The following is a 23,414-nucleotide window of genomic DNA, read 5'->3' as shown; positions in this document are numbered from 1 at the left end:
TTAAACTTTTTTGTTATACTTCAAATTTCAGAAAAAACAAGCAGCTCCATTAACGCTAAAAATTAAAATGTTGACCTAAACCAAAATATGTGAAAGAGTTAATAGTTTTACTGAATAGGTTACTTGAAAAACCATTTAAGAACTATCTTACATTCACATTAAAAAAACAAGATTATGCCTTCTAAAATTGAAACCATTAATCCTTATAATGGGAATCGCATTAAAAATTATCAAGAGTTTACCAAATCGAAACTAGAGGCTTGTTTGGAACTTTCAGAAAACACTTTTGAAACATGGAAACAGACAGACATTAAGGAACGTACCACTCTATTAAAGACACTTTCCAAAAACCTGCTTAAAAACAAACAAAAATTTGCCGAACTAATGACTGAGGAAATGGGCAAACCCATAAGCCAAAGTCTGGCAGAAATAGAGAAATGCAGTTTTTTAGTGGATTTTTACGCTAAAAATGCTGATGATTTTTTAGCAGATGAACTTATAGAAACCGATGCCGAAGAAAGTTTTATCAGTTTCGATCCGTTGGGTTGTATTTTAGGCATCATGCCTTGGAATTATCCTTTTTGGCAAGTATTGCGCTTTGCCATTCCTACCGTTACAGCAGGAAACACGATACTTTTAAAACACGCCAGCAATGTTACAGGTTGTGCTTTGGCCATCCAGGAAATATTTGAAGAAAGTGGTTTTCCAAAAGGCTGTTTCCAAACACTTATTGCAGATCATGAACAAATAGACCAGCTTATAGCAGACTCAAGAATTAAAGCTATATCCTTAACTGGCAGTGAAAAAGCTGGAAGGCATATTGCCGAAACAGCAGGAAAACACCTTAAAAAAACCGTTTTGGAACTTGGAGGCAATAATGCCTGTATTGTTCTTGCAGATGCAGATTTGGATGCGCATTTGGACACAATGGTACATGCCAGAATGCAAAATACAGGACAAAGTTGTATTGCTGCCAAACGCTTTATAGTTGTTGAAGACATTTACGGGGAATTCCTAGAGAAATTTAAAGCCAAAGTAAAGAAACTTAACATTGGTGATCCTGCTGATAAAAATACCGAATTGAGTGTTCTGGCCAGGGAAGATTTGGCTAAGACCTTAAAAAAGCAAGTTGACACATCCATAGGTCAAGGTGCAAAAGTGATTACAGGCAACAAAACAGATAAAGCCTATTTTGAGCCTACCATTCTTACAAATGTCAAACCAGGAATGCCTGTTTTTGATGAAGAAACCTTTGGACCTGTAGCTGCAATTATAAAGGTGAAAACAAAAGAAGATGCTTATAAAATGGCCTCTCATTCCAAATTTGGTCTGGGAACCATGGTTTTTACACAAAATATTGAAGATGCCAGAAAACAAATTATAGAGATTGCAGATGGTGCCTTCTTTATAAACGAACTGGTGAAATCGGATCCTAGATTACCTTTTGGAGGCACCAAAGCTTCTGGTTTTGGAAGGGAACTTTCAAAAGAAGGTATCCATGAATTTGTAAACAGAAAAACAGTATTTATTAACCTTTAAAAAATAACATATGCCAATAATTAAAGACGAAGATTCAGACAGAAAAGATTATTTATTACAAGATGATAAAAAAACCAGGTTTGGTGCTAAATTTATCATAATAACCTTAATTTTATTAGCCATTGCAGTTGTAGCCTCTGGCTTATATTTTAAATGGTTTTAAGTTAACAACCAATTTCTTTAACGAGCATTAAAAAAGCGCAACGTTTGTTGCGCTTTTTTAGTTTAAATATGTGTTATGTGGCATTAATAACTTTGCAAATTAACATAGCCTTTTTGGCCTAAATCTGCTGTATCTCCTTCTATTAATTCAAAGAAAGAAACCAATTTGTGCAATTTGGAGTCCCAGTAATAAGCTTGTTCCATATTAACGTTCAGCAAGGCGAGGTTGGCATCTTGTTTCCCTCCTTCAAACCAATTGTTGAGCATGGGATTCCATAATTCGTCCACCTTTGTTTTATCCACAATGTGTGTGGCATTTCCGTAAATGGAAATATAGGTTTGGTTTTGTTCGTCTGTGTATAAAATTTGGACACGGTTGTCGTGGGCAATATTTGTAAAGTGCTCACTTTCTTTAGAAGTAAAAAACCACAAATCTCCTTGTTCATCCATTTGTAAAAGCGTCATGGGACAAACAGCAAAAGGTGCTTTGTGCAATCTGGTTGCCAACATAACCGTTTTTGGTTCGTTGATAAGGCTTCTTATTTTTTGAAATCCTTTTGTATCTTTTTTATAATTTACAGTACTCATGTTGTTGTGTTTTTATTGATATTAAACTTTAGGTTTTATGCAGCATATTGATAACAAGCTTCAGCACATGTTAAACAAGAAGCAGCACATACTTGACAATGATCGTGTTCGTGTTGCTGACATTGTTCTGCACACCATTTGCAAATGTCTGCACATAATTTGCATGCTTCTTTAGTAAATGGACTATCGGCAACCATAAACTTTATGCACATTAAGCAAGCATCTATACATTGGGCACAGCAATTTGGACAAGCATTGTGGCTTTCCATTGGTGCCATTTTAGTTAAACAGTTTTGACAATCTATCAAACACTGCTGACAGGCTTGAATGCAGGTTTCATAATTGCGTATCATGATTTTTAGGTTTTAATTATACATTAAATTTGCATGAAGTTAAACCAAGCATTCTAAAACCATTTATTCTAATAATAAAAGTTTTAACGCTATCGGTAATTAGGCAGAAATTGCCATACTACGTTGTGCAAACTTGTAGTCCTTTGGGCTACAGTTATATTTTTCCTTGAAAATTTTTGAAAAATAACTTCTACTTGTCAATCCTATGGTATAAACCACCTCAGAAATGTTCATATCTGTATTTTTAATAAGCTCTTCGGCTTTTTTAATACGTACTTCCCTAATGTATTCGGTTACTGTGTGTCCATGCATTAACTTAAAGCCTTCTTGTAGTTTTGATGGTGAAAGCCCGAATTGACTGTACAGTTGCGAAATGGTTATTTGAGATTCTGAATTGTTGTTTATAAATTGTGTCACTTCTTTTATGGTGTCCATGTCCCTAAGAGTTAAAGAACCTGTTTGAAGATTTTGGTTTTTAAGGTCGTCTTTATGTTGTTGAATCTCCAAGGCCAAAATAACATGTACCAGACCTTGAATTAACAAACTTCTTACAATTCCTTTTTGAGAAATGGCATTTAGTTGTTCTATTTTTTCTGCAATTTTTAAATTATGTGATCCTATGTAGATAAAATTTCCAGAGTCTTCCTCTTTAAAGAACGTTTCGCGCAATTTAGCCTTTAAACCATCCACTTCTGGATTGTTCTCTTTTTTTCCGGTTTGAACTGTAATCAACGTGGTTTTCAACTGTTCATCTTTTGTAAAATATAAGATGTTTTCATCGTTTCTCTTACTGGTCAAAATCCCTGTTTGATAACTTTCCAGAGAACGTTTTTCTCCTTTATGTCCAAAACTATGGGTTAAGGTTCCTTTTGAACAATAGGTGAAATATATAGGGTTTTTGTTGGGTGTATTGATGGAAAGCTCCAAATCGTGATAAAAAACCATATCAAATTCCAAATACGAAATCCCTCCTTTAAGTGACATTCCTTTAATGATACCTTTACCTATATCATTATTGATCTCTAAAGTATATTCTTTTAATTCCTTTGTTAATTTACCACCAAAATTAGTCTTCATTTGTTCTAACATGGTCTTGATAACATTTGATTCTAAATATGCAGTTTTCATAGGGTTTATGTTTTAAAGTATGGTTTGATTTTTATTTAAAGTAAAGATCGTTACTTAGGCAGCTTTCCCTATTACACAATTTTGGCATTGTGTTGTACAACTATTGGATTTTAAGTTAAAATGTGTTAAAACGTCACCTAAATGCTTGTTTAAGGTGTCTTGGTGAGAAAAAAAGAATAAAAAACAATTAAAAAGAATTAGTTTTTATGCAGGTAAATACATAATGAATTGCGCTCCTGTTCCCAGTTTTGCTGTGGCAAATATGTAACCGTTATGGTTTTCAACAATTTTTTTGCAAATGGCCAAGCCTATTCCGGTTCCTGAGTATTCGTTTTTTTGGTGCAAACGCTGGAACACTTCAAAAATCTTATCGGCATATTTAACATCGAAACCAATGCCATTGTCCATGACGGAAATTTTATGGTATTGTTTACTTGTTTTTAAAAATGTTTCAGGAATATCGGCAGCATGTATTTTTTCAGAAGTAATATGGATTACAGGTGTTTCAATGCTACTTCTATATTTGATAGCATTGGAAATTAAATTTGCAAATAGTTGCTCCATTTGAAAAAAGACGCCTTTTATTTCCGGAAGAGCATCTGCATGAACGCTTGTTTGGGTTTCATTAATGTTGGTAGCCAAATCGTCCAATACTTTTTCCAATACCAGATTTAAGTCCACTGTTTCAAAATCTGTTTTAGTGCTGTCAATTCTGGAATAGGCTAATAAGTTCTGAATTAGTGATTGCATGCGCTTTCCAGCATTTTTTACTTTCGTAAAATATTCCAAACTTTTATTGGAAAATCGATCGGACTCTTTATCTTCAATCCTAGAAATAAACAATTGAATTTTACGGAGTGGTTCTTGTAAATCATGACTGGCCACACGATTAAAAGATTCCAATTCGGCATTGCTTTGCAGGAGTTCCAAATTGCTTTTTCGCAACTTCTCTTCGGCTTCTATACTTTGGGTCACGTCTTGGACCACACCAATCATGACTGTTTCATCATCTTTGTTTATAAACTGTCCATTGGTTTTAAAATATTTAACATGGCCACTTTTTGTAACAACACGATAAGTGTATTCATTAGGTTTTAAAGTGGTTAAGGATTTTTTTGTTTTTTCGGTCACCAATTCCAAATCATCTGGATGAATGAATTTCTTATAGGTTTCAGGCGAAGGTTTAAATTCATTTGCTTTATAACCCAACATCTGAAAGAAATTATCAGAAATCTCGGTAATATCAGATTCTAAATACCATAAAAAACTACCAGTTTTAGCTATTTTTTCGGCATCTGTTAAAATGGAGTTCCTTATAACCAACTGTTCGTTTAACTTGATAAGCTGATTTGCTTTTTCTTTTTCTTCAGTAATATCCCTTGTGGTAACAGTCACGCCATCCCCTAATTTTATGGCTGTTGCACGAAACCAAGTGGTTTTACCATTTTTTTCGTGAGGGACTTCGTATTCTTCAGGTCTATTAAGCTCTATGGCGTTTACCAGATGTTCAAAAACACCATTTTTAAAAATATCTGGAAAAACCTTCGATACTTTTTTGTTTTTTAATTCTTCTGGAAGATCTCCTGTAATTGGATTGATTCTTTCGTTTACAAATAAAATCTTGAAATCTACAATCTCTCCCTTGGTATTGCGAATGCTTTTAAAGTGCATAACTACATGAGAGATACTTTTAAAGATATTTCCTAAAAACGCCCTGTTGTCCAACAATCTTAAATTTTGGCTTTCCAAACGCTTTTTAAATGCCAATTGAATTTCTTTGGCTTCTTCTTCTGCTGTGGTGTTTCTAGCTGTTTCCAAAATTCCATCTGCTAATGGTGTTACAATGGACTCAAACCACATATTGGAGTCTTGAACCACTATTTGCCTATCGGAAATTTCTTTGGTTTGTTCAAGATAACACTGTTTCATTTTGTTAAACTCGCCATTTTCCGAAAGAAAAGGAAAGACATTTAAAACAGAATCCCCAATCATTTCATCTGGTTCCAAGCCAAAATAATCGCTGTTACAATCGTTTGCATAGAGAATTTTAAAGTCTATGATGTCGTTATTATTATTAAAAATGGGTTCGTAATAATTAACAACATTATCGGTAGTTGACAGAACGTTTTTTAAAAAGGCCTCCGATTTTCTAAAGCGTCTTTTGTTTTTATAAATCCTGATAAAGGAAAGCACAAACACCAACAAGGCAAAAAAGGTAAGCACCAGTAAGGTTAAAGGAGCCAAGGATTTATGCGAATTATAATTAACTTCGCGTTCTTGCATTAAACGCTGTTCGTAGGCCAGAAGTTCGTTTTTGGCATTCCGAAGATGGTACAAGGTGCCATTTATTTTCATTTTCTGGGACTGACTGTAAGACAGAGCTTCCTCACTGTTTTTAAAATTCACGGTATCCAACTGCTGCAGCTGTGTATACAACTTATCCAATAAAACTTCAAAAGATTCTAAACGCGCTAATTGTTCTTTATTGTCTGAGGTTAGGGTTTTTAAGCTATCAAGAATGGTCTGGCCTTCTTCCCTATAATTTTTAAAAGCCATTCCAGCACCTCCTGTTTTTAGCAATTCTTCCCTAAATTCCTCTGATTCTGCTTGAGAATAATGGGTTGTTAGATCGCCTATGGCATTATAAACCTGCAAGGTATGCTTTACCAGTTCCGATGATTTTTGCATGTTCAATATTTGCAGATAAGTAATACTTGCAGTAAACACAAGCAAACCCAAAGCAACTATCAATAAAATTATATACGTTTTTGAAGATGTATATACGTGCTTAAAATCCATGGTAACATTTAACTTTAAATACGGAAAAGAAAGGTCTCTTTATTTAAATTGGACGTATGGTATTGCCAATTTAGCTGTAGCACCTTCTCTACCACTTCCCGCAATTTACTAAAGTTATTGGGCTTATTTACATAAATGTTTGCCCCATTTAAAAAAGTTTCTTCTATATCTTTTTCTGAAGAAGAAGTAGAATAAATAGCAACACACAAATCTTTAAGTTTTGGATTGTTACGAATTTCCATTAAACACTGTTGTCCATTTTTAATTGGCATATTAAGGTCCAAAAAAATAAGGTTTGGCAATACCACGTTGGGCAAGGTTAAATAATCCATTAACTCTTGTCCATGGTTAAAGAGCGACAATTTTGTTCTAATCTCTATTTCGTTGATTGCTTCACTAAATAGCATTCGGTCGTCCTCGTCGTCGTCTGCTAAAGCTATGTTAAGTATATTATCACTCATTTAATTAGTATAAGATGGTTTGTGCTAGTTTTTTTTCTTGTTCATGATGCTTTGAAAAACACTAGGTGTCAAGCCTGTTGTTTTTTTAAATTGCCTGGATAAGTGAGCCACACTACTATAATCTAAACGAAAAGCAATTTCCGTAAGGGTTAAATTGGTATTGCAAATAAGTTCTTTTGCCAAATCAATTTTTTTTAGAATGGTATAGTTTTCTACAGACATATAGGTGTTTTCTGAAAAAACAGTGGATAAATGCGCATAAGAATAATGCAACTTATTGGATAGATAAGTTGATAGTTTTTCTGTACGGAAATCTTCATTCCTTAAATAATCGTCTATGGCATTTTTTATTCTATCTATTAAAGACACTTTTTGTTTGGATAAAATGTCTATGCCATATTTTTTTAAAGCAGCTGTTAAATTTTCCTGCTTTTCTGGCGATAGTTTCCCTTCAATGTGAATTTCTCCCAGACTTCCCAGACTATAGGAAATATCTTGAGCATCCAGCTGTTCTTTTAAAAGCGTTTTGCAGAGCAAATCCAAATCGTATTTTACAAATAAAGTCATTAATGAATGAATAGGTCCTTAATTTTTTTTAAAGGATTTTAAAGATATACCATTTATTTGATATAAATAAGCTTAGAAAGCAAGTTTTTAACTTTCTTAAAAAAGCCTAAAGGAGCCAAGTATGGGAAAACACAAGCAATGGATTGAGGTTCAATATCCCTTAATTATTCCGGTTGATTTTTAGAACTGTTGTTGTTCTCAATACGCATGGTGTTTTTACTGAAATCCAAGGTGCGAATTGGAAAAGGAATGTTAATGCCATGTTTATCAAAATTACTTTTTATAAGTTTTATGGCTTTATGTGTTTCAGCGTGTTTTTCTTTGCTTTTTACCATATCTATCCAAAAGCGTGTCATAAAATTAATGGAGCTGTCACCAAATTCGGTAAAGAAAAATTCAACTTCCTCTCCTTCTTTTTGTTCAAAATTTTCAGAAATAATTTTAACCACCAAATCTTCCACCTCTTGTAAATTGCTCTCATAACCTACACCACAAGAAACAGCAATCCGGCTTCTTTTACTTAATGAATAATTGGTAAACGAGTTATCCACAAACTTGGAATTTGGGATAATGACGTAATTGTTATCTGGTCTGCGCAGTACAATGTTCCTTAAACTGATTTCGGACACAAAACCCTTAACGCTGTCTGTCTCTATATAATCGTTTATTTTTAATTTTGGCATAAACGAAAGGATTAAACCTCCAAAACTATTGCTTAATGTGCCTTGCAGTGCCAAACCAACAGCCAAACCAACAACTCCTGCTCCAGCAAGGATACTGGTTAACACCTTGTTGAGCTCCATAACGCCAAGCGCTATAAAAAACCCAAATAAGATAACGGTTACAAATATCATTTTGGAAATGATATCCTGAATGGATTTTTGGCTAATTCGATTTAAGAGGAATTTATTGAACAACTTCTTTACACCTCGAGCTATAAAATAAAAAACAATCATGATTAAAACAGCCAAAACCAGGTTTGGCAATTTCAATATAATGGCTTCCATCCAACCATCCATTTTATCCCACAATTTATTTACAGCTTCTTCAATAGAAAAATTTTGATCCATAATTATAAATTTTATAACATTTTGGTTAATAAAAAGGTGGCAACTATCCATAATATGAGACTGAGAACGCCTCCTATAAACAGAAAATGCTGAAAACGATAATTACCTATACCATATATTAAAGCATTTGTTTGATAACCAACTGGAGTAAAAAAACTAAAATTGGCAGCAAACATAACTGCCAGGATAAACGGTTTAAAATCCAGTCCCATACCATGTGCCAAGGAAATGGCAATAGGTGTCATAATAATGGCAGTTGCATTATTGCTAACCACACCACTCATTATCATGGTAACCAAAAACAATGTGCCAATAATGATATTGTTTGGTTGGTTGTGTAAAAAACCAAGCAACTTTTCTGAAATCCACATATCTGTTCCTGTATTGTGCATGGCCACACCCAAAGGGATCATGCCTGCCAACAAGAAAAATATTTGCCAATTTACCTTTTTATAAACCGTGTTCAGGTTTAAATTTTTGGTAACCAACAACAAACAGATCCCTGTTAGGGCACTTACCATAATGGACAACAAACCGGAAGCAGCCAATGCAATTACCAATAACAGTACAGAAAACGTAAAGTAGCGTTTTGTTTTTGAGGTTTTATCAATTTTATTCAATTGTTGCAAAACCACTACATTTTCCATCGTTTCCAGAGCGTAAAGTTTTTCTTTGGATATTTCCACCAACAATCTATCGCCTGCTTTAAGTGTTAGTTTGTCTTTACTACTGTGAATCATTCTTTCGTTAACATTTACCAAGGTTTTTCGTTTTTTAATAGCAATGGGAATGGCATCCTGTATCATAAAATCCCTAAGGTTACCTAATGTTTTACCCAACAACGATGCGCCTGGCAACATAAGAAGTTCCACAAAAATCATTTCCTCCAGTTCTATTTCACTTGTATTGGCACCTGTTTTGTCTTGTTGCTTATTTAAATGCTCTTTTTCATGAATGATGCTCATGTTTTCTGACTTACTGATACGCGATAAATTTTGAAGATCGCACATTAACAACAACTCGTCTCCTGCTTTAAGCGTGATGTATTTTCCTGGAGAATTGTGAGCGTGGTTGTTTCTGGTGAGCCTTAACAGTGTGACTTCAGGATTGTCGTGCAAAAAACTATCATCAATTCTTTTTCCAACCAATTTTGAGTTAGGTGTGACCCGCACACTAGTGATGTAGTTTTCAATTTCATAATCTTTATTTAAATTCTGTTTCTTTCCCCAAGGCAACCAACGCAAGGTTAGTGTTAAATACACAATGGCAATTCCCAAAAAAATAAGACCCAGTTCCGTAAATTCAAAAAACCCCAATTTTTCAGCTCCTAAATTTTTAGAAACCGAATTCACTATTAAATTTGTTGAAGTTCCCATTAAAGTACAGGAGCCACCTAAAATACCAGCAAAAGAGATGGGCAAAAGCAGCTTGGATTGAGGAATTTGATACTTTTCAGAAAGCTGATTGATCATTTTTATAAACACTATCACAACTGCTGTGGTACTTATAAAGGCCGAAATGCCTGCAGCTACAAACATAAAAATAGGTGCCATAACAAAAACTGGCAAGGACTTGACTTTGCTCATTCCAGAAGTCAACCAGCTGATGACTCCATTTTCTTCCATAGCAATAGCCAAAATCATGAGAGCCAATACAGCAATGGTAGCACTGTTTGAAAACCCACTAATACCTTCTTCTGGTGTTACCAAGCCAAGTAAAATAAGTAATACAATAATGAAAAAGGCAATTTTGTCCATTGGAAAAATCTCAAACATAAAAAGTACTACTGTAAGAAGTAGTACTGTAAACATTAAGATTATTTCCAAGCTCATCTGTTAGTTTATTAGTGTTAGGTGTTCCTGTTTCTTTAAAATTAATAAATTAACATGAGGTTTTGGGCAGAGATAGTTTTAAAATATTTTGAAATTCATTTGATTCCTAATGAATTCTTGTAGCATCTACCAATTCTTTTAATTTTCCAACCTCCACTGCTTTTCCATAAATTGCCTGATCTGGATCCATGATGTTGGTATCGCTTAAATTTCCTATGTAAAAGGCATCGAAACCTATATCTTCTATAAGCTGTTGTCCCACAGCTTTGCTTTCCTCGTCTTGAGCTGCAAAAGGCACAGATAATTTATCATACTCCCTAAACGCACGATCGCGCAAATCTTCAGCTTTTATGGTATTAAAAGCTTTTACTGTTTTTGCCGTATTGAATTTCATAGCTGTATATTCGGTTGCATTGTAATTGGCATTCCTTACTTCTTGAGCCATCTCGCCATCTCGTTCAGGATATGGATTGGTAGCATCTATAATCACTTTGTTGCCATATTCGCCAGCATACAATTCTGAAATTTTATCGATGGCTTTAAATGGAGTTGCCAGCAAATAAGCATCAGCATTGGCTTCAAAGGCTTCGGTTACGCTAACTGCTTTTGCATTGTTGCCAGCTTCACGAGCCAAATCGTTAAGTTCCTCTGGATGCCTGGAGCTAAACAGCACGTCATGTCCTGCTTTTGCCCAATGTTTCCCTAAATTTCCTCCTATATTTCCACTTCCTATTATTCCTATCTTCATAATTTCTTTTTTTATTGTTTGATTATTTTTCTTTTGGATTCCATGTTTCCTTAAAAGCAAATTCCTCTTGTGAAACCCTATTGCGCTTGGCAGTTTCCTGTTCTTGCAAATCTTCTGGAAGGTCTTCCAAATCGCCACCATAATATCCCAAGGCAACAGCTGTTGAGATATGATATCCTTCAGGAACGTTAAATTCTTTTTGTGCCTTTTGCCAGTCCACTCCTGCCATATGGTGAACAGCTATTCCCAAATATTGCGCTTGAACGGTTAAAGACCCCATACTCAAGCCCAAATCGTGCAAAGCGTGAAAGTTATCTTTACCATCTTTAGTTTTTTCTTTATAAGCAGTGAGCATTAAAACTGGTGCATTGTCTGTCCAGGATTTGTTGAAATCGCTTAAACAGTTGTAAATTTTTTTATAGGCTTCCGTTCCTTTTTCGGCATAAATAAAACGCCATGGTTGCAAATTATTGGAACTTGCAGACCAACGTACTGCCTCAAAAAGCTGATTGAGGTGTCTGCTTTTTATAGATTCCTTTTTAAAAGTCCTTGGACTGTATCTTTGTTTTAACAATGCGAATATTTCATATTCGGTGTCTGCTATGTTTTCCAATCTTATTTGTTCTGCTACATTCATCATAACTTAAATTTATACTGCAAATTATTTATTACATGGAACAATGCTTAACCGTAAACAAAAAAATTTTGATGCAATTAAGGTTTGAGTGGTATTTTTTGTGAAAAAAATTCAATAACAGAGCCTTTATGGCTAATCAATTATAGTCGATCTTTTTCGTTTGGCGCATACTCCTTTTTATATATACGAACGATTATCAGTGACAAACTAACCAATAAAGGTCCGAAAATCAAGCCTATAAACCCAAATAACGGAATCCCGACAATTACTCCTATTAAAGTAATCAATGGATGCACATTATCCAGTTTTTGAAGCACGTATAAACGGATTAAATTATCGGTAGAACCCACAACCACTATTCCGTAGATTAAAATTCCCCAAGCTTGAAACGTATCTCCATTGGAGATGGTTAAAATAAACACCGGAATGGTACCCAAAAGGTTTCCTACAAAGGGAATCATGGAGCCAATGGTAACAATTATGGCCCAAAAGAAAGGGCTTTCTATACCAAAAATCAAAAAACCAATCAATGCAACAATTCCTTGTGCAATTGCTACCAAAGGAATGCCAATGGCGTTGGCACGTACCATTTCCCTGGTTTCTTTTCCCAATATTTTTAAATTGTCTTTACTAATAGGAATGTATTCCATTAAAGATTCTTTAAGCTGTTTTCTATTGGTTAACATGTAAAACAATAGAAAGTACATAATGGCTATGGCTATGGCTGTATTAAATGTACCACCTGCAAAGTTCTGCAAATTTTCGGAAAGCCAACTGGAAATGGCTGAAGCATCAATCTGGGAAGTTAAATCATATCCTAAACGGCTTTCCAGTTCGACCAATTGTGTTTTTATGGCTCGCGTTACCTTTTCGGAATTGTTTGCCGCTTTCCCAATTTTGTTTCCCAGCATCAATACAGCTCCAGCTATGGGAATTAAAATGGAAAAAAATGACAGGACCATTAATGATACGGCAGCTAAATTCGGGTTCCAGCCTTTATTGACCAACTTGACCATGCTTCTTTTAAGCAAAACATACAAGGTTATGGCTCCCAACACACCAGAAAAATAAGGTGTCATTTCCCTAAAAATAAGGACTCCTATTAAAACGATTAATAGAAGTAAAAAAATTTGGCGTATTATTTTAGCGTTGATCATGGTTATGGTTTAGTAGTTATAAGTTGATTGGTTTTTAGTTGTTCCTTAAGGCATGAATAAGTTCTTGTTTGTCCATTTTAGAACGTCCCTTGATATCTACCTGTTTGGCTTGTTCATACAGCGCTTCTTTAGTCCATTCTTCATAGGGTTTAGCCTTTCCTCCTTTTTTACCGGAATTAGGGGAATTGGCAATTCTGGCTGCTTTTTGTTTACTGTAACCTTTGTCTCTTAAGGCTTCGTATTGGTCTTCGTTTTTAATACTTGGAATGTCCATAATCTATATTAATTTAATTTTTTAAATGACTGACACAAAATCAATCAAATATGATTAAATGCATTTAGTATGTTTAACACAATCCAAAAAAATGTTGCTCTCAAAAAAAATACACTCCTATCTTACACTCCTATTTTAATTGGTGCAACAAATTATTTTTTTGAGTCAATAACACAGGTTAAGTATGCCTAAATTGTGACTATTAAAATAATATTAATTTTTAAAAAAACATACATCATGAACAAAGATCAATTAGAAGGAAAATGGAAACAGGTTAAAGGTGAATTTAAACAAAAATACGGTAAGCTTACCGACGACGATTTAACCTATTCTGAAGGTAAATTTGACGAAATGTTAGGTAAACTTCAAGAAAAAACTGGAAAGACCAAAGAAAAATTGAAAAATGAAATTGAAAACTGGTAAGAGTTACTTGTAACCTTTAATACCAACCCCAAATAAATACCTCTAACACACAATTAGAGGTGTTTTTTTTTAAACTAAAAGAATATGATATCTGAGTTATTTACTTTTGAAGCAAAAGAGGTTTTGGATTTTTCCATAAAGATTGGCATAGCCACAGTTTCGGGTCTTCTTATTGGTTTGGAAAGAGAATATAAAGGCAAAAGTGCTGGTTTAAAAACAAATGCATTGGTAGCCATTGGTGCTGCAGTATATGTTTTGATATCCCTTAAATTTCAAGGTGAGGATTACGCAGACATAACACGTGTACTAAGTCAAGTGGTTACAGGAATTGGTTTTTTAGGAGGTGGTGTGATATTACAGAAAAAGGACACCATAAAAGGATTAACAACAGCTGCAACGGTTTGGTGCAGTGCAGGTGCAGGATGTTTGGCTGCCACTTCCATGTTTTTTGAACTTATAGTCCTTACCTTATTGGTTATAATTATAAACTTGGTTTTTGGATATTTGGATTTGAAAATAAATAAATAAAAACATGTTAAGATTATGCCTTTAGTTTTTCCTTTTTTGAACTAGGCTGGATTCCCAAACCATAACGTTCTGCATAGACCCAAGTAAATTGGGCACCAAAAAATAAAATTAAGCAAGAATAAGAAACCCAAAGCAGTATCAATACAATGGTACCTGCTGCACCATAAGTAGAACCTGGATTGGCTTCACCAAAATAGAGACCCAACAAAAATTTTCCTAAAACAAACAATACCGAAGTAATAACAGCACCAATCCATACCGTTTTCCATCTAATTTTAGCATCGGGCAAAAATTTAAAAATCATGGCAAATAACACCGTTATAATCCCAACGGAAACAATAAAATCCATGACAAAAGCAATGTAAACTATTAAATCTGGGAACAAGCTTTGAATGTAATCTGTTAAAACCGAAATAGCGGCAGTAATTAAAAAACTAATCAGCAATAAAAAACCCATGGCCAAAATAAAAGCAAAACTTCTGGCTCTGCTCCATAGCATTTTTAAAAAAGTCATTGAATTTTCTGAGCCAACTTGCCAAATTTGATTTAATGACAATTGTAGATGATAAAAAACTCCTGTAGCACCATAAATCAAGGTTGCAATACCCAGAATAGTTGCCATGGTGCTTTTGTTTTCATTTTGTGTTTCTATCATCATGGTCTGAATGGATTCGGCTGCATCACGTCCCAAGGCACTGGATATTTCATCGGTTAATTTTCCTTGAACGATTTCAACTCCCCAAACAGAACCTACCAAATTAATAATGATAACCAATAGTCCAGGCATGGAAAGTACGGCGTAATAGGCCACTACAGCACTCAACCTAAAAGGGTCACTGGCATCCCAAGCCTTATAGGTATCCACAATCAATGAAGGCAAGTCCTGTATTTTAAATGTTTTTGTGTTTGCTTCTGTCATGATATAAATCTATTATGATATCCCTTATTAGGTTAACTGAAAACAACTTTTACTTAACTCAATTAAATTTATAAAAAAAAAGGCTGACCAATAGCCAACCTTTTATATTTATAGTTTTTTGTTGTATTATTTGAATGGATGGTATTCAAATTTCTGTCCTCCAACCGAAGTGTCGGCCATTAAACCTGCTTTTGGCATAGCAAACACAATAACATTGTCGCTATAATTCGCGTCTTCAGAAACCCCTTTGTCTGCAACCACTGCAGAAACTTGAGCTGCAAATTCAAAATTTCCTTCCTTGAACTTTTCCAATGCTTCATCTGTTTCAAAAAAGATAACCTCAGTTAATGCTTGTCCTCCAGCTTGAAGCCCTACACTTAGTTTTTTAATGTTGGCCATCCCAATGGCGTTTCCGTTTTCATACACCACACCATTACCCATAGCACCTCCAATAACCAGTGCTCCTTTTCCTATGGTAGGAAAAATAACATAGCCTGAGGCACTGTCAAAAAATTTCTCCAGTCCTGGATCTTTTTCCAATAATGCTGCTTTTGCCTTGTCGGCATGCGCCATTACTTCTTTGTCTTTGTCGTTTTGAGCAGTGACACCTAATGTTATAAATAGAAGGCATACTGCCATAAATGTTTTAAGAGTCTTCATAATTGTATTGTTTTTAAGTTTCACTCAAAGATATTTAATTGACTCTTTAAGGACTGACTCAAAAAATTCAAATATTAGCTCAAATCCTTAAAAATCAAAAACCTATGATCTCATTATGTGGTTTCTGAAATTTTAATTTTTATAAAAAACGTAAAGTGTTATTAAGAGTAAATCTTCATTCTTTCATTCAAAAGAAAATAGCATAAAGTTTGGCTCCCAATAAATAACCCAACCCCAAGGTTAAAGGATACCCTAAAAACAACCAAAAATAATCCCACAGGTTTAGCTCCCTAAAAGCGCTTAACCCTATGTCACTCAACAACTGTATAAAATCGTACCAGGATTTAAGCCCAATTTTAATGGCTACTGCATTGGCTATTATGGCAACCAGTAAAATACTGATTCCTATGATGTAAAGTTTTACCATAGTTGCATATATTAAAACATAAATAAGTCTGTAGTTACTTTAAAATTAAAAAGGAACCATTTAACGATTCCTTTTTATCCTTTGTTGAAATAAGTTTTATTTAAAAATACGCTTAGTAAGTAAAAACAAGCCATATTTTCCTGCTATTTTAAGTGCAGTTTGTAACCAATTTGCTGGTTTTAATTCTTCTTGAAATTCACTTTTTATAAGTTTCATTTCTTCCCAAGCAATATGTCTTTCCAAATCCAGACGTTTTAAATCTGTTTCTATGTCTTCAAAAGAGTGATATTGTTTCATGTGTTAGGTGTCAAAAAATTTAGAAGATAGACTTTTAATAATTTTATTGTTAATAAAAGCTCTGTTGTAATATACTACAGCTGTTACAATTAAAAAAATGGCAGCAACTATTAAATATCCCAAGGCCAAGCTGTCAAGCCATTCGCCTAAAGCCAAAGCCAGTGCAAATGCCAAGAAAAACAATCCGACAAATAGCAAACCTCCAATAATAAGGGCTTTTGCAAAAAAACTTACAGAAATACTAATCTGTTGGAATACTTTTAATTTAATGTATTCTTGTGATTTTTTTACATAAATTTCTCCTGCATCTGCCATCTTGCCAGATGTATTGTTTATAGATTCAAAAAGGTTCATTCAAATTAAGATTTTTGGTACTTTTTGTTTTTAGCTTTTAGTTCGCTTAATTTTTTTTCCAAAGAAGTAATTACGTCTTCTGTCTTATGGCTTACATTGCTTACTATAGTTTCCAATTGCTCATCCAAGGTTTCTTTTTTACTGGAAACCGAATGAGCCACCTTGTCCCTTAAGTGATGTGCTTCTTCAGACACTCTATCTCTGGCAGCTGCAGCTTCATCGGCTATTCTTTGTCTGGTTTTAGAACCCTTGTCTGGTGCAAACAAAATTCCTAAAGTGGCTCCTATGGCAGTTCCTGCCAATATTCCCAATAATGTACTACTTTCTTTTCCCATGATCATTTAATTTTTTTAGTTAATAATTTTAGTAATCTGTGAGATTTTCTCTCTAACAAATCTAAATACCAAATTGGTATCATCTACATATGCAATTTACTAAAAGTCCTTGACTTTTAACCAGTTCGGCACGTTGATTTAATATATAATACCATAGATTTTTCAATTTAAGGCAGTAATTATAAATAATTTAACATTTAGGCATAAAAAAAGCCTGGGTTTTCCCAGGCTTTGTGGTTATGTTGGATAACTGTTATTTTATTTCAACCAATTCCAATTCAAAAGTTAAATCTTGACCAGCCAAAGGGTGGTTTCCATCAACAATAATATGATCTTCATTTACAGCAACCACTCGAAACTGATTTTCAGATCCATCTGGATTTTTTGATGCTAATCCCATACCTACTTCCGGTGCCATATCTTGAGGTAATTGTTCTTTTTTCACTTCGTGGAACAACTCCTTCCTAACGTCACCATATGCTTCTTCTTTGGCAATAACAACTGTTTTCTTATCGGCTACCTTCATATCCAATACAGCTTTTTCAAAACCAGGAATCAACATACCTTGACCAAGTGTAAACTCTAAAGGATCTCTATCCAAAGAACTGTCAAACACTTGACCGTTACTTAATTTTCCTGTGTAATGAACTTTAACCGTATCATTCTCTTTTACATGACTCATAAAATTGTGTTTTTTAATAATTTGAGCAAAACTACCAATTATTACCCGGAATACCATAAAACTAACAACTGTTATTAAAATATTAACGTAATACCTTAAAAAAACATTCTATTTTTTAATTACATAAAAAATATACCTACTTTTATTTTAAACATGAACGGAAGTATGAGAATTTTAAAATGTGTTTTGGTAATAATCACAACTCTGGTTTTTGCATTTTCAAGTTATGCACAATCTACCAAACCAAAAAAAAACCCTCAGGGATTCTTTGGACAATAAATTGGATTACAGTGATTTTTTATTGAATCCTATAAAGGATTGTATTTTCCTTCAATTTGAAACACTTCCAGATTTTGTTGAATAAAAGTCATTGAAAAGTATTTTAAGCAGCCCTGGACTTGTAGTGGAGTTTGATAACAGAGACAATATTTTTAATCCTGATAAAGGATTTTTAATAAACACAACCTATCATTTTAATGCCAATTGGACAGGAAGCGATTATACGTTTGGAAATTTGGAAATTTCTGCATTGTATTACCATCAGTTTACACCTAAATTGGTTAGCGGACTGCGACTTGCTTCAGAAATGCAATTCAAGGATGCTCCTTTTTACACAGATCCTTATATAAATCTACGAGGTGTACCAAAAATGCGATATCAAGGCAAATCCACCTATGTAATGGAAACAGAACAATGTTTTGAATTTACCACAAGGTGGAGTTTAAAGGGTTTTGGTTCTTAGCTAAGGCTGTTGAAGAAAACGACTAATTCCAACCTGTATTGATGTATAATTACGGAACTGGGTTTAGGTATTTAATTGCAAGGAAGTTTAAAATTAGAATGGGAATAGATGTGGTTTGGCCCAATCACGATTTTGGATACTATATAGTTTTTGGCTGCGCTTGGAACAATAGGAAATAACATTTTTTTATAATACCAATTCTTTGCATAAGAATTTTTGGAACCTTTGATTGTTTTGTTTGTCAAAGCAAACAAATTGCTTTCCAAAAAAATAAGCCAAAATATCAAATGATTTTTTGGCTTATTAAGTCGGGGTGGCAGGATTCGAACCTGCGACCTCCGCGTCCCAAACGCGGCGCGATAACCGGGCTACGCTACACCCCGAAAAATGTAAAATTCGTAGTGTGGTTTACCCCGAGCAATGTCGAGGGGCTACACCCCGAATTGGTTATCTAAATTTTGAGGTGCAAATATATAGCTTTTCTTTAACAACAAACAACTTTTATTTTTTAAATTTATGGATTAAACCTTATAAACATGAAAATTCGTCATTCGCTTTACATTCTTATTTGTTTTATCAGCATCTTAGCTTGTGCGCAAGCAAAAAAAGAACCGGCTTCCAAAGATACATACCAAATTATAGTCCCTGAATTGAACATTCCTTGGGGTTTTGCCTTTTTACCAGACAACGCCATGTTGATTACTGAAAAAAAGGGTGAGTTGATTCATTTCAAAGATGGGAAAAAAACCCTTATTGAAGGGCTTCCTGAAATTGAACTTCTTGGTCAAGGTGGCTTTATGGATATTGAATTACATCCTGACTATAAAAACAACGGTTGGATTTATTTTTCCTATGCGTCTCCCGAAGGTGAAGAAGAAGGTTGCAACACTGCCATAATTAGAGCACAATTAAAAGACAACCAACTTATAAACAAGGAACTGCTTTATAAAGCCAACCCAAACACTTCTGTAGGCTATCATTTTGGCTCAAGAATCGTGTTTGATAAAGAAGGCTATTTGTATTTTACCATTGGAGACAGAGGCGAAGAAGACATTAATCCTCAGGACCTTACTAGAGATGGTGGAAAGGTTTACAGGCTTTTTGATGATGGTCGCATTCCAGAAAATAATCCATTTTACAATACCCCAAATGCCAAAAAAGCCATTTACACCTATGGTAACCGAAATCCTCAAGGTATGAAAATTCATCCAGAGACTGGAGAAATCTGGTCTCATGAGCATGGCCCAAAAGGTGGCGACGAGATTAACATTATAAAAGCTGGTGAAAATTACGGTTGGCCAAAAGTGTCTTACGGCGTTAATTATGTTGGCACTAAAATTTCAGACTACACCACCTTGCCAGGAATTGAACCTCCTATTCATTATTGGGTACCTTCCATTGCTCCTAGTGGAATGGCTTTTATTTCCAGTAGTGTGTATCCCGAATGGAAAGGCAACTTACTGGTTGGCTCCTTAAAATTTCAATATGTAAGCAGGTGTGTTTTGGATGGAAAGAAAGTAATTAAAGAAGAAAAAATTTTAGAAGGCCTTGGTCGCGTTCGTTCCCTTGAACAAGGTCCAGATGGCTATATCTATGTTGGAATAGAGAATTTAGGCATTGTAAAGCTATTACCTGAAAATTAAAAATAGTGTCCTGTAAGTTTCGTAAATACCTCTCGTATTTCCAATGTAAATAACTAAATTTGTGCTTTAAATAAAATACATATTCATGCTAATTATAGGAATTGCAGGTGGAACAGGCTGTGGAAAAACCACAGTGGTCAATCAAATTTTAAACCAATTACCTGAAGGGGAAGTTGGTGTGATTTCACAAGACTCATATTATAAAGACACGTCCCACTTAAGTTTTGATGAACGTGTAAAAATTAATTTTGACCATCCTCGTTCCATAGATTTTGAATTACTGGAAAGCCATTTAAAAGAATTAAGAAAAGGAAACGACATTCATCAACCTGTATATTCCTTTATAAAACACAACAGAACTGGAGACACCATTTTAACACATCCCAGAAAAGTAATGATTGTTGAAGGTATTTTAATACTAACAAATCCTGAATTAAGGGACATGTTCGACATAAAAATATTTGTTCATGCAGATAGTGATGAACGATTAATAAGAAGGTTAAAACGTGATATTACCGAAAGAGGTCGCGATATAGAAGAAGTTCTTTCTAGATATCAAAACACCTTAAAACCCATGCATCAGCAGTTTATTGAGCCCATGAAGGAATATGCTGATATTATTATACCAAATAATAAATACAATACAGTGGCTATAGACATTGTTAAAACCATCATTAACCATCGTTTAGTATAATGGCAAAAAAACAAAGCAAATACTTAAAACCCTTTAAAAACATTTTTGTTTTAATACTCGTGGTGTTTGCTGTTTGGATGTTTTTTTTCGATGCTAATTCCTGGTTAATTCACAACGAGTTAAACTCTGATATTGAAGAACTGGAAGCCGAAAAAGAATTTTATAAAAACGAAATTATAAAAGACCGTAAAGCCATTAAAGAATTAAGCACAGAAGAAGGTGTGGAAAAATTGGCTCGCGAAAAATATTACATGAAAAAGGACAATGAAGAAATATTCATTATTGAATATCAAGACAGCCTAGCTAAAGCAAAGAAAAATGAGTAAAAAATTATTTGAGGAATTTAGCGACGTTTCATCCAAAGAATGGAAACAAAAAATTCAAGCAGATTTAAAAGGTGCCGATTATAACGACACCTTAATCTGGAAATCGAATGAAGGAATTGATGTAAAACCATTTTATCATGCCGATGAGTTTTCTTCCCTTCCCAATGTTTCGTCATCCAAAGCTACACAATGGAACATTTGTGAAACCATTTTTGTCGCAGATGTGGAAAAGTCCAATGCCAAAGCACAAGAGCTGTTGAATAAAGGGACGGAAAGTCTAAAATTCATCATCCCTTCCGAAGACATTTCAATTGAAACCCTGTTAAAAAACATTGATTTAAATAACACAAAACTGTTTTTTGAACTTCAGTTTTTATCTGCTTCTTATGTGCAGATACTTACCGAAAAAACTTCAACAAAAAACACCTTTATCCTTACAGATATTATAGGAAATCTGGCCAAAACAGGTAATTGGTATGCAAACTTGCAGGAAGACCAAAAACAATTGGACACCATAGTAAACACAACGGCAACCTTGAGCGTGGATGCTTCCTTATACCAAAACGCTGGTGCAACCATGGTGCAGCAATTGGCTTATGCCATGGCTCATGTTAACGAATATTTAAATCATCTTGATATTGTTGCAAAAGAAACGAGGCAATCCCTTCAAGTAATTTTCAATGTTTCCTTGGGCACCAATTATTTCTTTGAAATTGCAAAGCTAAGGGCCTTAAGGGTTTTATGGGAAACATTGGCTTTGGAATACAACATACCAACCGAGTGCCTGATATTTTCAACACCAACCAAACGCAATAAAACACTATACGATTACAATACCAATCTGCTCCGAACCACAACCGAATGCATGAGTGCCATTTTAGGAGGTTCAAATTTTATTAACAATTTGGCTTACGATGCCATATACCATAAAGACAATGAGTTTGGCAGTAGGATTTCAAGAAATCAGCTATTGGTTTTAAAACATGAAAGTTATTTCGACAAAGTAAACAATCCAGCAGATGGCGCTTATTATATTGAAAGCCTCACTCAGCAATTGGCTGAAAAAGCCCTGGAATTATTTAAAGATATTGAAGCCAATGGAGGGTTTTTAAAACAATTGAAAGAAGGCATCATCCAAAGGAAAATAAAGGAAAGTGCCGAAAGAGAACAGAACCAATTCAATAATGGCGAAGAGATTTTGTTGGGAACCAATAAACATCCCAACCCAAATGACAAAATGAAACACGAATTGGAATTGTATCCGTTTGTAAAAACAAATCCACGAAAAACACTTTTGGAGCCCATTATAGAAAAAAGATTGGCTGAAAACTTAGAACAAAACAGACTAAAAACCGAATAATTAACAATTTAAAATTAAAATGATGAGCAAAACACTATTAAAATTTTCAATTATTGCATTATGCTTCACGCTTTTTAACTGTAAAAATGAATCGGCTTCGTTTACCAATTACAAATATGCCGACAAAGAAAATATTTTAGTTTGCGATAATTTAGACACCAAATTGTATTTTGAGGCTTTACTTTCTTTTGAAGATGATATTACCAATAAATACAATCCCCAAAACAAAGATTTACGCAGATCTTACTCCTTTTTCACCAGAGATGCCATAGCAAATAGGGTTAATTACCAAGACATAGTATCTCCACATACCATGGAGGTTTTTGAAGCCTTAAAACAAGATAAGGATCTTTGGAATGCAGACAACAGCATTAATTATAATGCTGATATTTTTAAATGCGTATCAAGCAATTTCAAAAACAAAGACCTACAAACCACATTCAATGCCTTGGTTTCCACAAACAGCATGCGCCCAGATTTATTTGGTGCACCACTAATTAAACATGTGAAAAATGCTCACGACGATAGATACATGGCTGCTTATATTGCGTTGGACCTATTCTATGCTCGTTTGTTTCAAGTAGACCCAACAACAGTAACCGAAAAACCTGAAACAGACAAGGCCAATACAAACAAAGCCGTAAAAGGCACACCTCAAAACGTGATCTTAAACAGCGAAAAAAAAGGTTAAGAATTTGATATCCAACCA

29 protein-coding genes and 1 tRNA gene are annotated in these 23,414 nt (G+C 34.3%); 10 read left to right on the top strand and 20 right to left on the bottom strand.

Going from position 1 to position 23,414, the window contains the following annotated elements; genetic code table 11:
- Positions 1-174 precede the first annotated feature (174 nt).
- Together D778_RS10285 and D778_RS14695 are read left to right on the top strand one after the other, a co-directional pair.
- Entirely contained in the window at positions 175-1,539 is a 1,365-nt protein-coding gene (locus D778_RS10285; RefSeq protein ID WP_007650374.1) for an NAD-dependent succinate-semialdehyde dehydrogenase, read from the top strand.
- 10 nt (positions 1,540-1,549) lie between these two features.
- The gene (locus D778_RS14695; RefSeq protein ID WP_007650373.1) at positions 1,550-1,702 is read left to right on the top strand and encodes a hypothetical protein; all 153 of its coding nucleotides are present in this window, start codon (positions 1,550-1,552) and stop codon (positions 1,700-1,702) included.
- A gap of 83 nt (positions 1,703-1,785) precedes the next feature.
- Here the strand turns inward: D778_RS14695 and D778_RS10280 are convergent, their stop codons facing one another.
- From D778_RS10280 to D778_RS10230, 12 genes are all read right to left on the bottom strand, one after another.
- Entirely contained in the window at positions 1,786-2,289 is a 504-nt protein-coding gene (locus D778_RS10280; protein ID WP_007650372.1) for a pyridoxamine 5'-phosphate oxidase family protein, read from the bottom strand.
- A 35-nt stretch (positions 2,290-2,324) separates the two neighbouring features.
- On the bottom strand, positions 2,325-2,642 hold the full coding sequence (locus D778_RS14415) for a four-helix bundle copper-binding protein (protein WP_081602635.1): 318 nt from the start codon (positions 2,640-2,642) through the stop codon (positions 2,325-2,327).
- Between the two features lie 99 nt (positions 2,643-2,741).
- On the bottom strand, positions 2,742-3,770 hold the full coding sequence (locus D778_RS10275) for a helix-turn-helix domain-containing protein (RefSeq protein ID WP_007650370.1): 1,029 nt from the start codon (positions 3,768-3,770) through the stop codon (positions 2,742-2,744).
- Positions 3,771-3,974: 204 nt separating this feature from the next.
- Positions 3,975-6,569: a PAS domain S-box protein gene (locus D778_RS10270; RefSeq protein WP_007650369.1), complete on the bottom strand. Its 2,595-nt coding sequence runs from the start codon at positions 6,567-6,569 to the stop codon at positions 3,975-3,977.
- A gap of 14 nt (positions 6,570-6,583) precedes the next feature.
- Complete coding sequence (locus tag D778_RS10265) at positions 6,584-7,030, bottom strand: response regulator (protein WP_040492119.1); 447 nt, start codon at positions 7,028-7,030, stop codon at positions 6,584-6,586.
- A 24-nt stretch (positions 7,031-7,054) separates the two neighbouring features.
- The gene (locus D778_RS10260; protein ID WP_007650363.1) at positions 7,055-7,597 is read right to left on the bottom strand and encodes a helix-turn-helix domain-containing protein; all 543 of its coding nucleotides are present in this window, start codon (positions 7,595-7,597) and stop codon (positions 7,055-7,057) included.
- Between the two features lie 164 nt (positions 7,598-7,761).
- The gene (locus tag D778_RS10255; protein ID WP_007650360.1) at positions 7,762-8,667 is read right to left on the bottom strand and encodes a mechanosensitive ion channel family protein; all 906 of its coding nucleotides are present in this window, start codon (positions 8,665-8,667) and stop codon (positions 7,762-7,764) included.
- Positions 8,668-8,678: 11 nt separating this feature from the next.
- On the bottom strand, positions 8,679-10,478 hold the full coding sequence (locus D778_RS10250) for an SLC13 family permease (RefSeq protein WP_238307651.1): 1,800 nt from the start codon (positions 10,476-10,478) through the stop codon (positions 8,679-8,681).
- 127 nt (positions 10,479-10,605) lie between these two features.
- Entirely contained in the window at positions 10,606-11,247 is a 642-nt protein-coding gene (locus D778_RS10245) for an NADPH-dependent F420 reductase (RefSeq protein WP_007650358.1), read from the bottom strand.
- A gap of 22 nt (positions 11,248-11,269) precedes the next feature.
- A complete protein-coding gene (locus D778_RS10240; RefSeq protein WP_007650357.1) occupies positions 11,270-11,887 on the bottom strand; it encodes a nitroreductase family protein in 618 nt (205 codons plus the stop codon).
- A 137-nt stretch (positions 11,888-12,024) separates the two neighbouring features.
- Entirely contained in the window at positions 12,025-13,041 is a 1,017-nt protein-coding gene (locus D778_RS10235; protein WP_007650356.1) for an AI-2E family transporter, read from the bottom strand.
- A 34-nt stretch (positions 13,042-13,075) separates the two neighbouring features.
- Positions 13,076-13,315, bottom strand: coding sequence for a DUF7218 family protein (locus D778_RS10230; RefSeq protein ID WP_007650355.1), 240 nt, complete (start codon positions 13,313-13,315; stop codon positions 13,076-13,078).
- Positions 13,316-13,552: 237 nt separating this feature from the next.
- Between D778_RS10230 and D778_RS10225 the strand changes: the two genes are divergently transcribed.
- Positions 13,553-13,738, top strand: coding sequence for a CsbD family protein (locus D778_RS10225; RefSeq protein WP_007650354.1), 186 nt, complete (start codon positions 13,553-13,555; stop codon positions 13,736-13,738).
- An 84-nt stretch (positions 13,739-13,822) separates the two neighbouring features.
- On the top strand, positions 13,823-14,266 hold the full coding sequence (locus D778_RS10220; protein WP_007650353.1) for an MgtC/SapB family protein: 444 nt from the start codon (positions 13,823-13,825) through the stop codon (positions 14,264-14,266).
- Positions 14,267-14,279: 13 nt separating this feature from the next.
- On the opposite strand, the gene D778_RS10215 is transcribed toward D778_RS10220, so the two are convergent.
- The 7 genes from D778_RS10215 to D778_RS10185 all read right to left on the bottom strand — a co-directional run bounded on the left by D778_RS10215 (position 14,280) and on the right by D778_RS10185 (position 17,940).
- Positions 14,280-15,185 carry a YihY/virulence factor BrkB family protein gene (locus D778_RS10215; RefSeq protein WP_007650352.1) on the bottom strand — a complete coding sequence of 302 codons (906 nt, stop codon included), beginning with the start codon at positions 15,183-15,185 and terminating at the stop codon, positions 14,280-14,282.
- Positions 15,186-15,311: 126 nt separating this feature from the next.
- A complete protein-coding gene (locus tag D778_RS10210; protein WP_040492113.1) occupies positions 15,312-15,845 on the bottom strand; it encodes a lipid-binding SYLF domain-containing protein in 534 nt (177 codons plus the stop codon).
- A 187-nt stretch (positions 15,846-16,032) separates the two neighbouring features.
- Positions 16,033-16,272, bottom strand: a complete 240-nt coding sequence (locus D778_RS10205) for a DUF7672 family protein (RefSeq protein ID WP_007650350.1) — start codon at positions 16,270-16,272, stop codon at positions 16,033-16,035.
- A 96-nt stretch (positions 16,273-16,368) separates the two neighbouring features.
- Positions 16,369-16,569, bottom strand: coding sequence for a hypothetical protein (locus D778_RS10200; protein WP_007650347.1), 201 nt, complete (start codon positions 16,567-16,569; stop codon positions 16,369-16,371).
- Positions 16,570-16,572: 3 nt separating this feature from the next.
- Positions 16,573-16,923: a hypothetical protein gene (locus tag D778_RS10195; protein ID WP_007650345.1), complete on the bottom strand. Its 351-nt coding sequence runs from the start codon at positions 16,921-16,923 to the stop codon at positions 16,573-16,575.
- Between the two features lie 5 nt (positions 16,924-16,928).
- Positions 16,929-17,258, bottom strand: a complete 330-nt coding sequence (locus D778_RS10190) for a YtxH domain-containing protein (protein ID WP_040492111.1) — start codon at positions 17,256-17,258, stop codon at positions 16,929-16,931.
- Positions 17,259-17,511: 253 nt separating this feature from the next.
- Positions 17,512-17,940, bottom strand: a complete 429-nt coding sequence (locus D778_RS10185) for an FKBP-type peptidyl-prolyl cis-trans isomerase (protein ID WP_007650343.1) — start codon at positions 17,938-17,940, stop codon at positions 17,512-17,514.
- A gap of 370 nt (positions 17,941-18,310) precedes the next feature.
- On the opposite strand from D778_RS10185, the gene D778_RS14235 reads away from it, so the two are divergent.
- Positions 18,311-18,682, top strand: coding sequence for a BamA/TamA family outer membrane protein (locus D778_RS14235; RefSeq protein ID WP_007650340.1), 372 nt, complete (start codon positions 18,311-18,313; stop codon positions 18,680-18,682).
- A 308-nt stretch (positions 18,683-18,990) separates the two neighbouring features.
- Here the strand turns inward: D778_RS14235 and D778_RS10175 are convergent.
- A tRNA-Pro gene (locus D778_RS10175) sits at positions 18,991-19,065 on the bottom strand.
- Between the two features lie 153 nt (positions 19,066-19,218).
- On the opposite strand from D778_RS10175, the gene D778_RS10170 reads away from it, so the two are divergent.
- From D778_RS10170 to D778_RS10150, 5 genes are all read left to right on the top strand, one after another.
- Positions 19,219-20,325 carry a PQQ-dependent sugar dehydrogenase gene (locus D778_RS10170; protein ID WP_007650337.1) on the top strand — a complete coding sequence of 369 codons (1,107 nt, stop codon included), beginning with the start codon at positions 19,219-19,221 and terminating at the stop codon, positions 20,323-20,325.
- Between the two features lie 85 nt (positions 20,326-20,410).
- Positions 20,411-21,019 (top strand): uridine kinase, encoded by a 609-nt coding sequence (udk, locus tag D778_RS10165; protein WP_007650336.1) that lies wholly within the window; start codon positions 20,411-20,413, stop codon positions 21,017-21,019.
- Complete coding sequence (locus D778_RS10160; RefSeq protein ID WP_007650335.1) at positions 21,019-21,345, top strand: FtsB family cell division protein; 327 nt, start codon at positions 21,019-21,021, stop codon at positions 21,343-21,345. The genes udk and D778_RS10160 overlap by 1 nt, the downstream gene beginning before the upstream one ends.
- Complete coding sequence (locus D778_RS10155; RefSeq protein ID WP_007650334.1) at positions 21,338-22,705, top strand: methylmalonyl-CoA mutase subunit beta; 1,368 nt, start codon at positions 21,338-21,340, stop codon at positions 22,703-22,705. Before D778_RS10160 ends, D778_RS10155 begins: the two co-directional genes overlap by 8 nt.
- A 22-nt stretch (positions 22,706-22,727) precedes the next feature.
- Positions 22,728-23,396, top strand: coding sequence for a hypothetical protein (locus tag D778_RS10150; protein ID WP_040492108.1), 669 nt, complete (start codon positions 22,728-22,730; stop codon positions 23,394-23,396).
- Positions 23,397-23,414: the final 18 nt, after the last annotated feature.

The organism is Xanthomarina gelatinilytica (assembly GCF_000348685.1).
Lineage (GTDB): Bacteria > Bacteroidota > Bacteroidia > Flavobacteriales > Flavobacteriaceae > Xanthomarina > Xanthomarina gelatinilytica.
This window is presented reverse-complemented; position numbering and strand designations above follow the sequence as displayed.

Excerpts from the sequence above, each read along its gene's own strand:
- D778_RS10220 (WP_007650353.1), top strand. The coding sequence starts at position 13,823 with ATGATATCTGAGTTATTTACTTTTGAAGCAAAAGAGGTTTTGGATTTT.
- D778_RS10245 (WP_007650358.1), bottom strand. The coding sequence starts at position 11,247 with ATGAAGATAGGAATAATAGGAAGTGGAAATATAGGAGGAAATTTAGGG.
- D778_RS10240 (WP_007650357.1), bottom strand. The coding sequence starts at position 11,887 with ATGATGAATGTAGCAGAACAAATAAGATTGGAAAACATAGCAGACACC.
- D778_RS10200 (WP_007650347.1), bottom strand. The coding sequence starts at position 16,569 with ATGAAACAATATCACTCTTTTGAAGACATAGAAACAGATTTAAAACGT.
- D778_RS10225 (WP_007650354.1), top strand. The coding sequence starts at position 13,553 with ATGAACAAAGATCAATTAGAAGGAAAATGGAAACAGGTTAAAGGTGAA.
- D778_RS10230 (WP_007650355.1), bottom strand. The coding sequence starts at position 13,315 with ATGGACATTCCAAGTATTAAAAACGAAGACCAATACGAAGCCTTAAGA.
- D778_RS10255 (WP_007650360.1), bottom strand. The coding sequence starts at position 8,667 with ATGGATCAAAATTTTTCTATTGAAGAAGCTGTAAATAAATTGTGGGAT.
- D778_RS10185 (WP_007650343.1), bottom strand. The coding sequence starts at position 17,940 with ATGAGTCATGTAAAAGAGAATGATACGGTTAAAGTTCATTACACAGGA.
- udk (WP_007650336.1), top strand. The coding sequence starts at position 20,411 with ATGCTAATTATAGGAATTGCAGGTGGAACAGGCTGTGGAAAAACCACA.
- D778_RS10195 (WP_007650345.1), bottom strand. The coding sequence starts at position 16,923 with ATGAACCTTTTTGAATCTATAAACAATACATCTGGCAAGATGGCAGAT.
- D778_RS10160 (WP_007650335.1), top strand. The coding sequence starts at position 21,019 with ATGGCAAAAAAACAAAGCAAATACTTAAAACCCTTTAAAAACATTTTT.
- D778_RS10285 (WP_007650374.1), top strand. The coding sequence starts at position 175 with ATGCCTTCTAAAATTGAAACCATTAATCCTTATAATGGGAATCGCATT.
- D778_RS10260 (WP_007650363.1), bottom strand. The coding sequence starts at position 7,597 with ATGACTTTATTTGTAAAATACGATTTGGATTTGCTCTGCAAAACGCTT.
- D778_RS10250 (WP_238307651.1), bottom strand. The coding sequence starts at position 10,478 with ATGTTTACAGTACTACTTCTTACAGTAGTACTTTTTATGTTTGAGATT.
- D778_RS10170 (WP_007650337.1), top strand. The coding sequence starts at position 19,219 with ATGAAAATTCGTCATTCGCTTTACATTCTTATTTGTTTTATCAGCATC.
- D778_RS14695 (WP_007650373.1), top strand. The coding sequence starts at position 1,550 with ATGCCAATAATTAAAGACGAAGATTCAGACAGAAAAGATTATTTATTA.
- D778_RS10210 (WP_040492113.1), bottom strand. The coding sequence starts at position 15,845 with ATGAAGACTCTTAAAACATTTATGGCAGTATGCCTTCTATTTATAACA.
- D778_RS10270 (WP_007650369.1), bottom strand. The coding sequence starts at position 6,569 with ATGGATTTTAAGCACGTATATACATCTTCAAAAACGTATATAATTTTA.
- D778_RS10275 (WP_007650370.1), bottom strand. The coding sequence starts at position 3,770 with ATGAAAACTGCATATTTAGAATCAAATGTTATCAAGACCATGTTAGAA.
- D778_RS10190 (WP_040492111.1), bottom strand. The coding sequence starts at position 17,258 with ATGGGAAAAGAAAGTAGTACATTATTGGGAATATTGGCAGGAACTGCC.
- D778_RS10215 (WP_007650352.1), bottom strand. The coding sequence starts at position 15,185 with ATGACAGAAGCAAACACAAAAACATTTAAAATACAGGACTTGCCTTCA.
- D778_RS10150 (WP_040492108.1), top strand. The coding sequence starts at position 22,728 with ATGAGCAAAACACTATTAAAATTTTCAATTATTGCATTATGCTTCACG.
- D778_RS10235 (WP_007650356.1), bottom strand. The coding sequence starts at position 13,041 with ATGATCAACGCTAAAATAATACGCCAAATTTTTTTACTTCTATTAATC.
- D778_RS10155 (WP_007650334.1), top strand. The coding sequence starts at position 21,338 with ATGAGTAAAAAATTATTTGAGGAATTTAGCGACGTTTCATCCAAAGAA.
- D778_RS10280 (WP_007650372.1), bottom strand. The coding sequence starts at position 2,289 with ATGAGTACTGTAAATTATAAAAAAGATACAAAAGGATTTCAAAAAATA.
- D778_RS10265 (WP_040492119.1), bottom strand. The coding sequence starts at position 7,030 with ATGAGTGATAATATACTTAACATAGCTTTAGCAGACGACGACGAGGAC.
- D778_RS10205 (WP_007650350.1), bottom strand. The coding sequence starts at position 16,272 with ATGGTAAAACTTTACATCATAGGAATCAGTATTTTACTGGTTGCCATA.
- D778_RS14415 (WP_081602635.1), bottom strand. The coding sequence starts at position 2,642 with ATGATACGCAATTATGAAACCTGCATTCAAGCCTGTCAGCAGTGTTTG.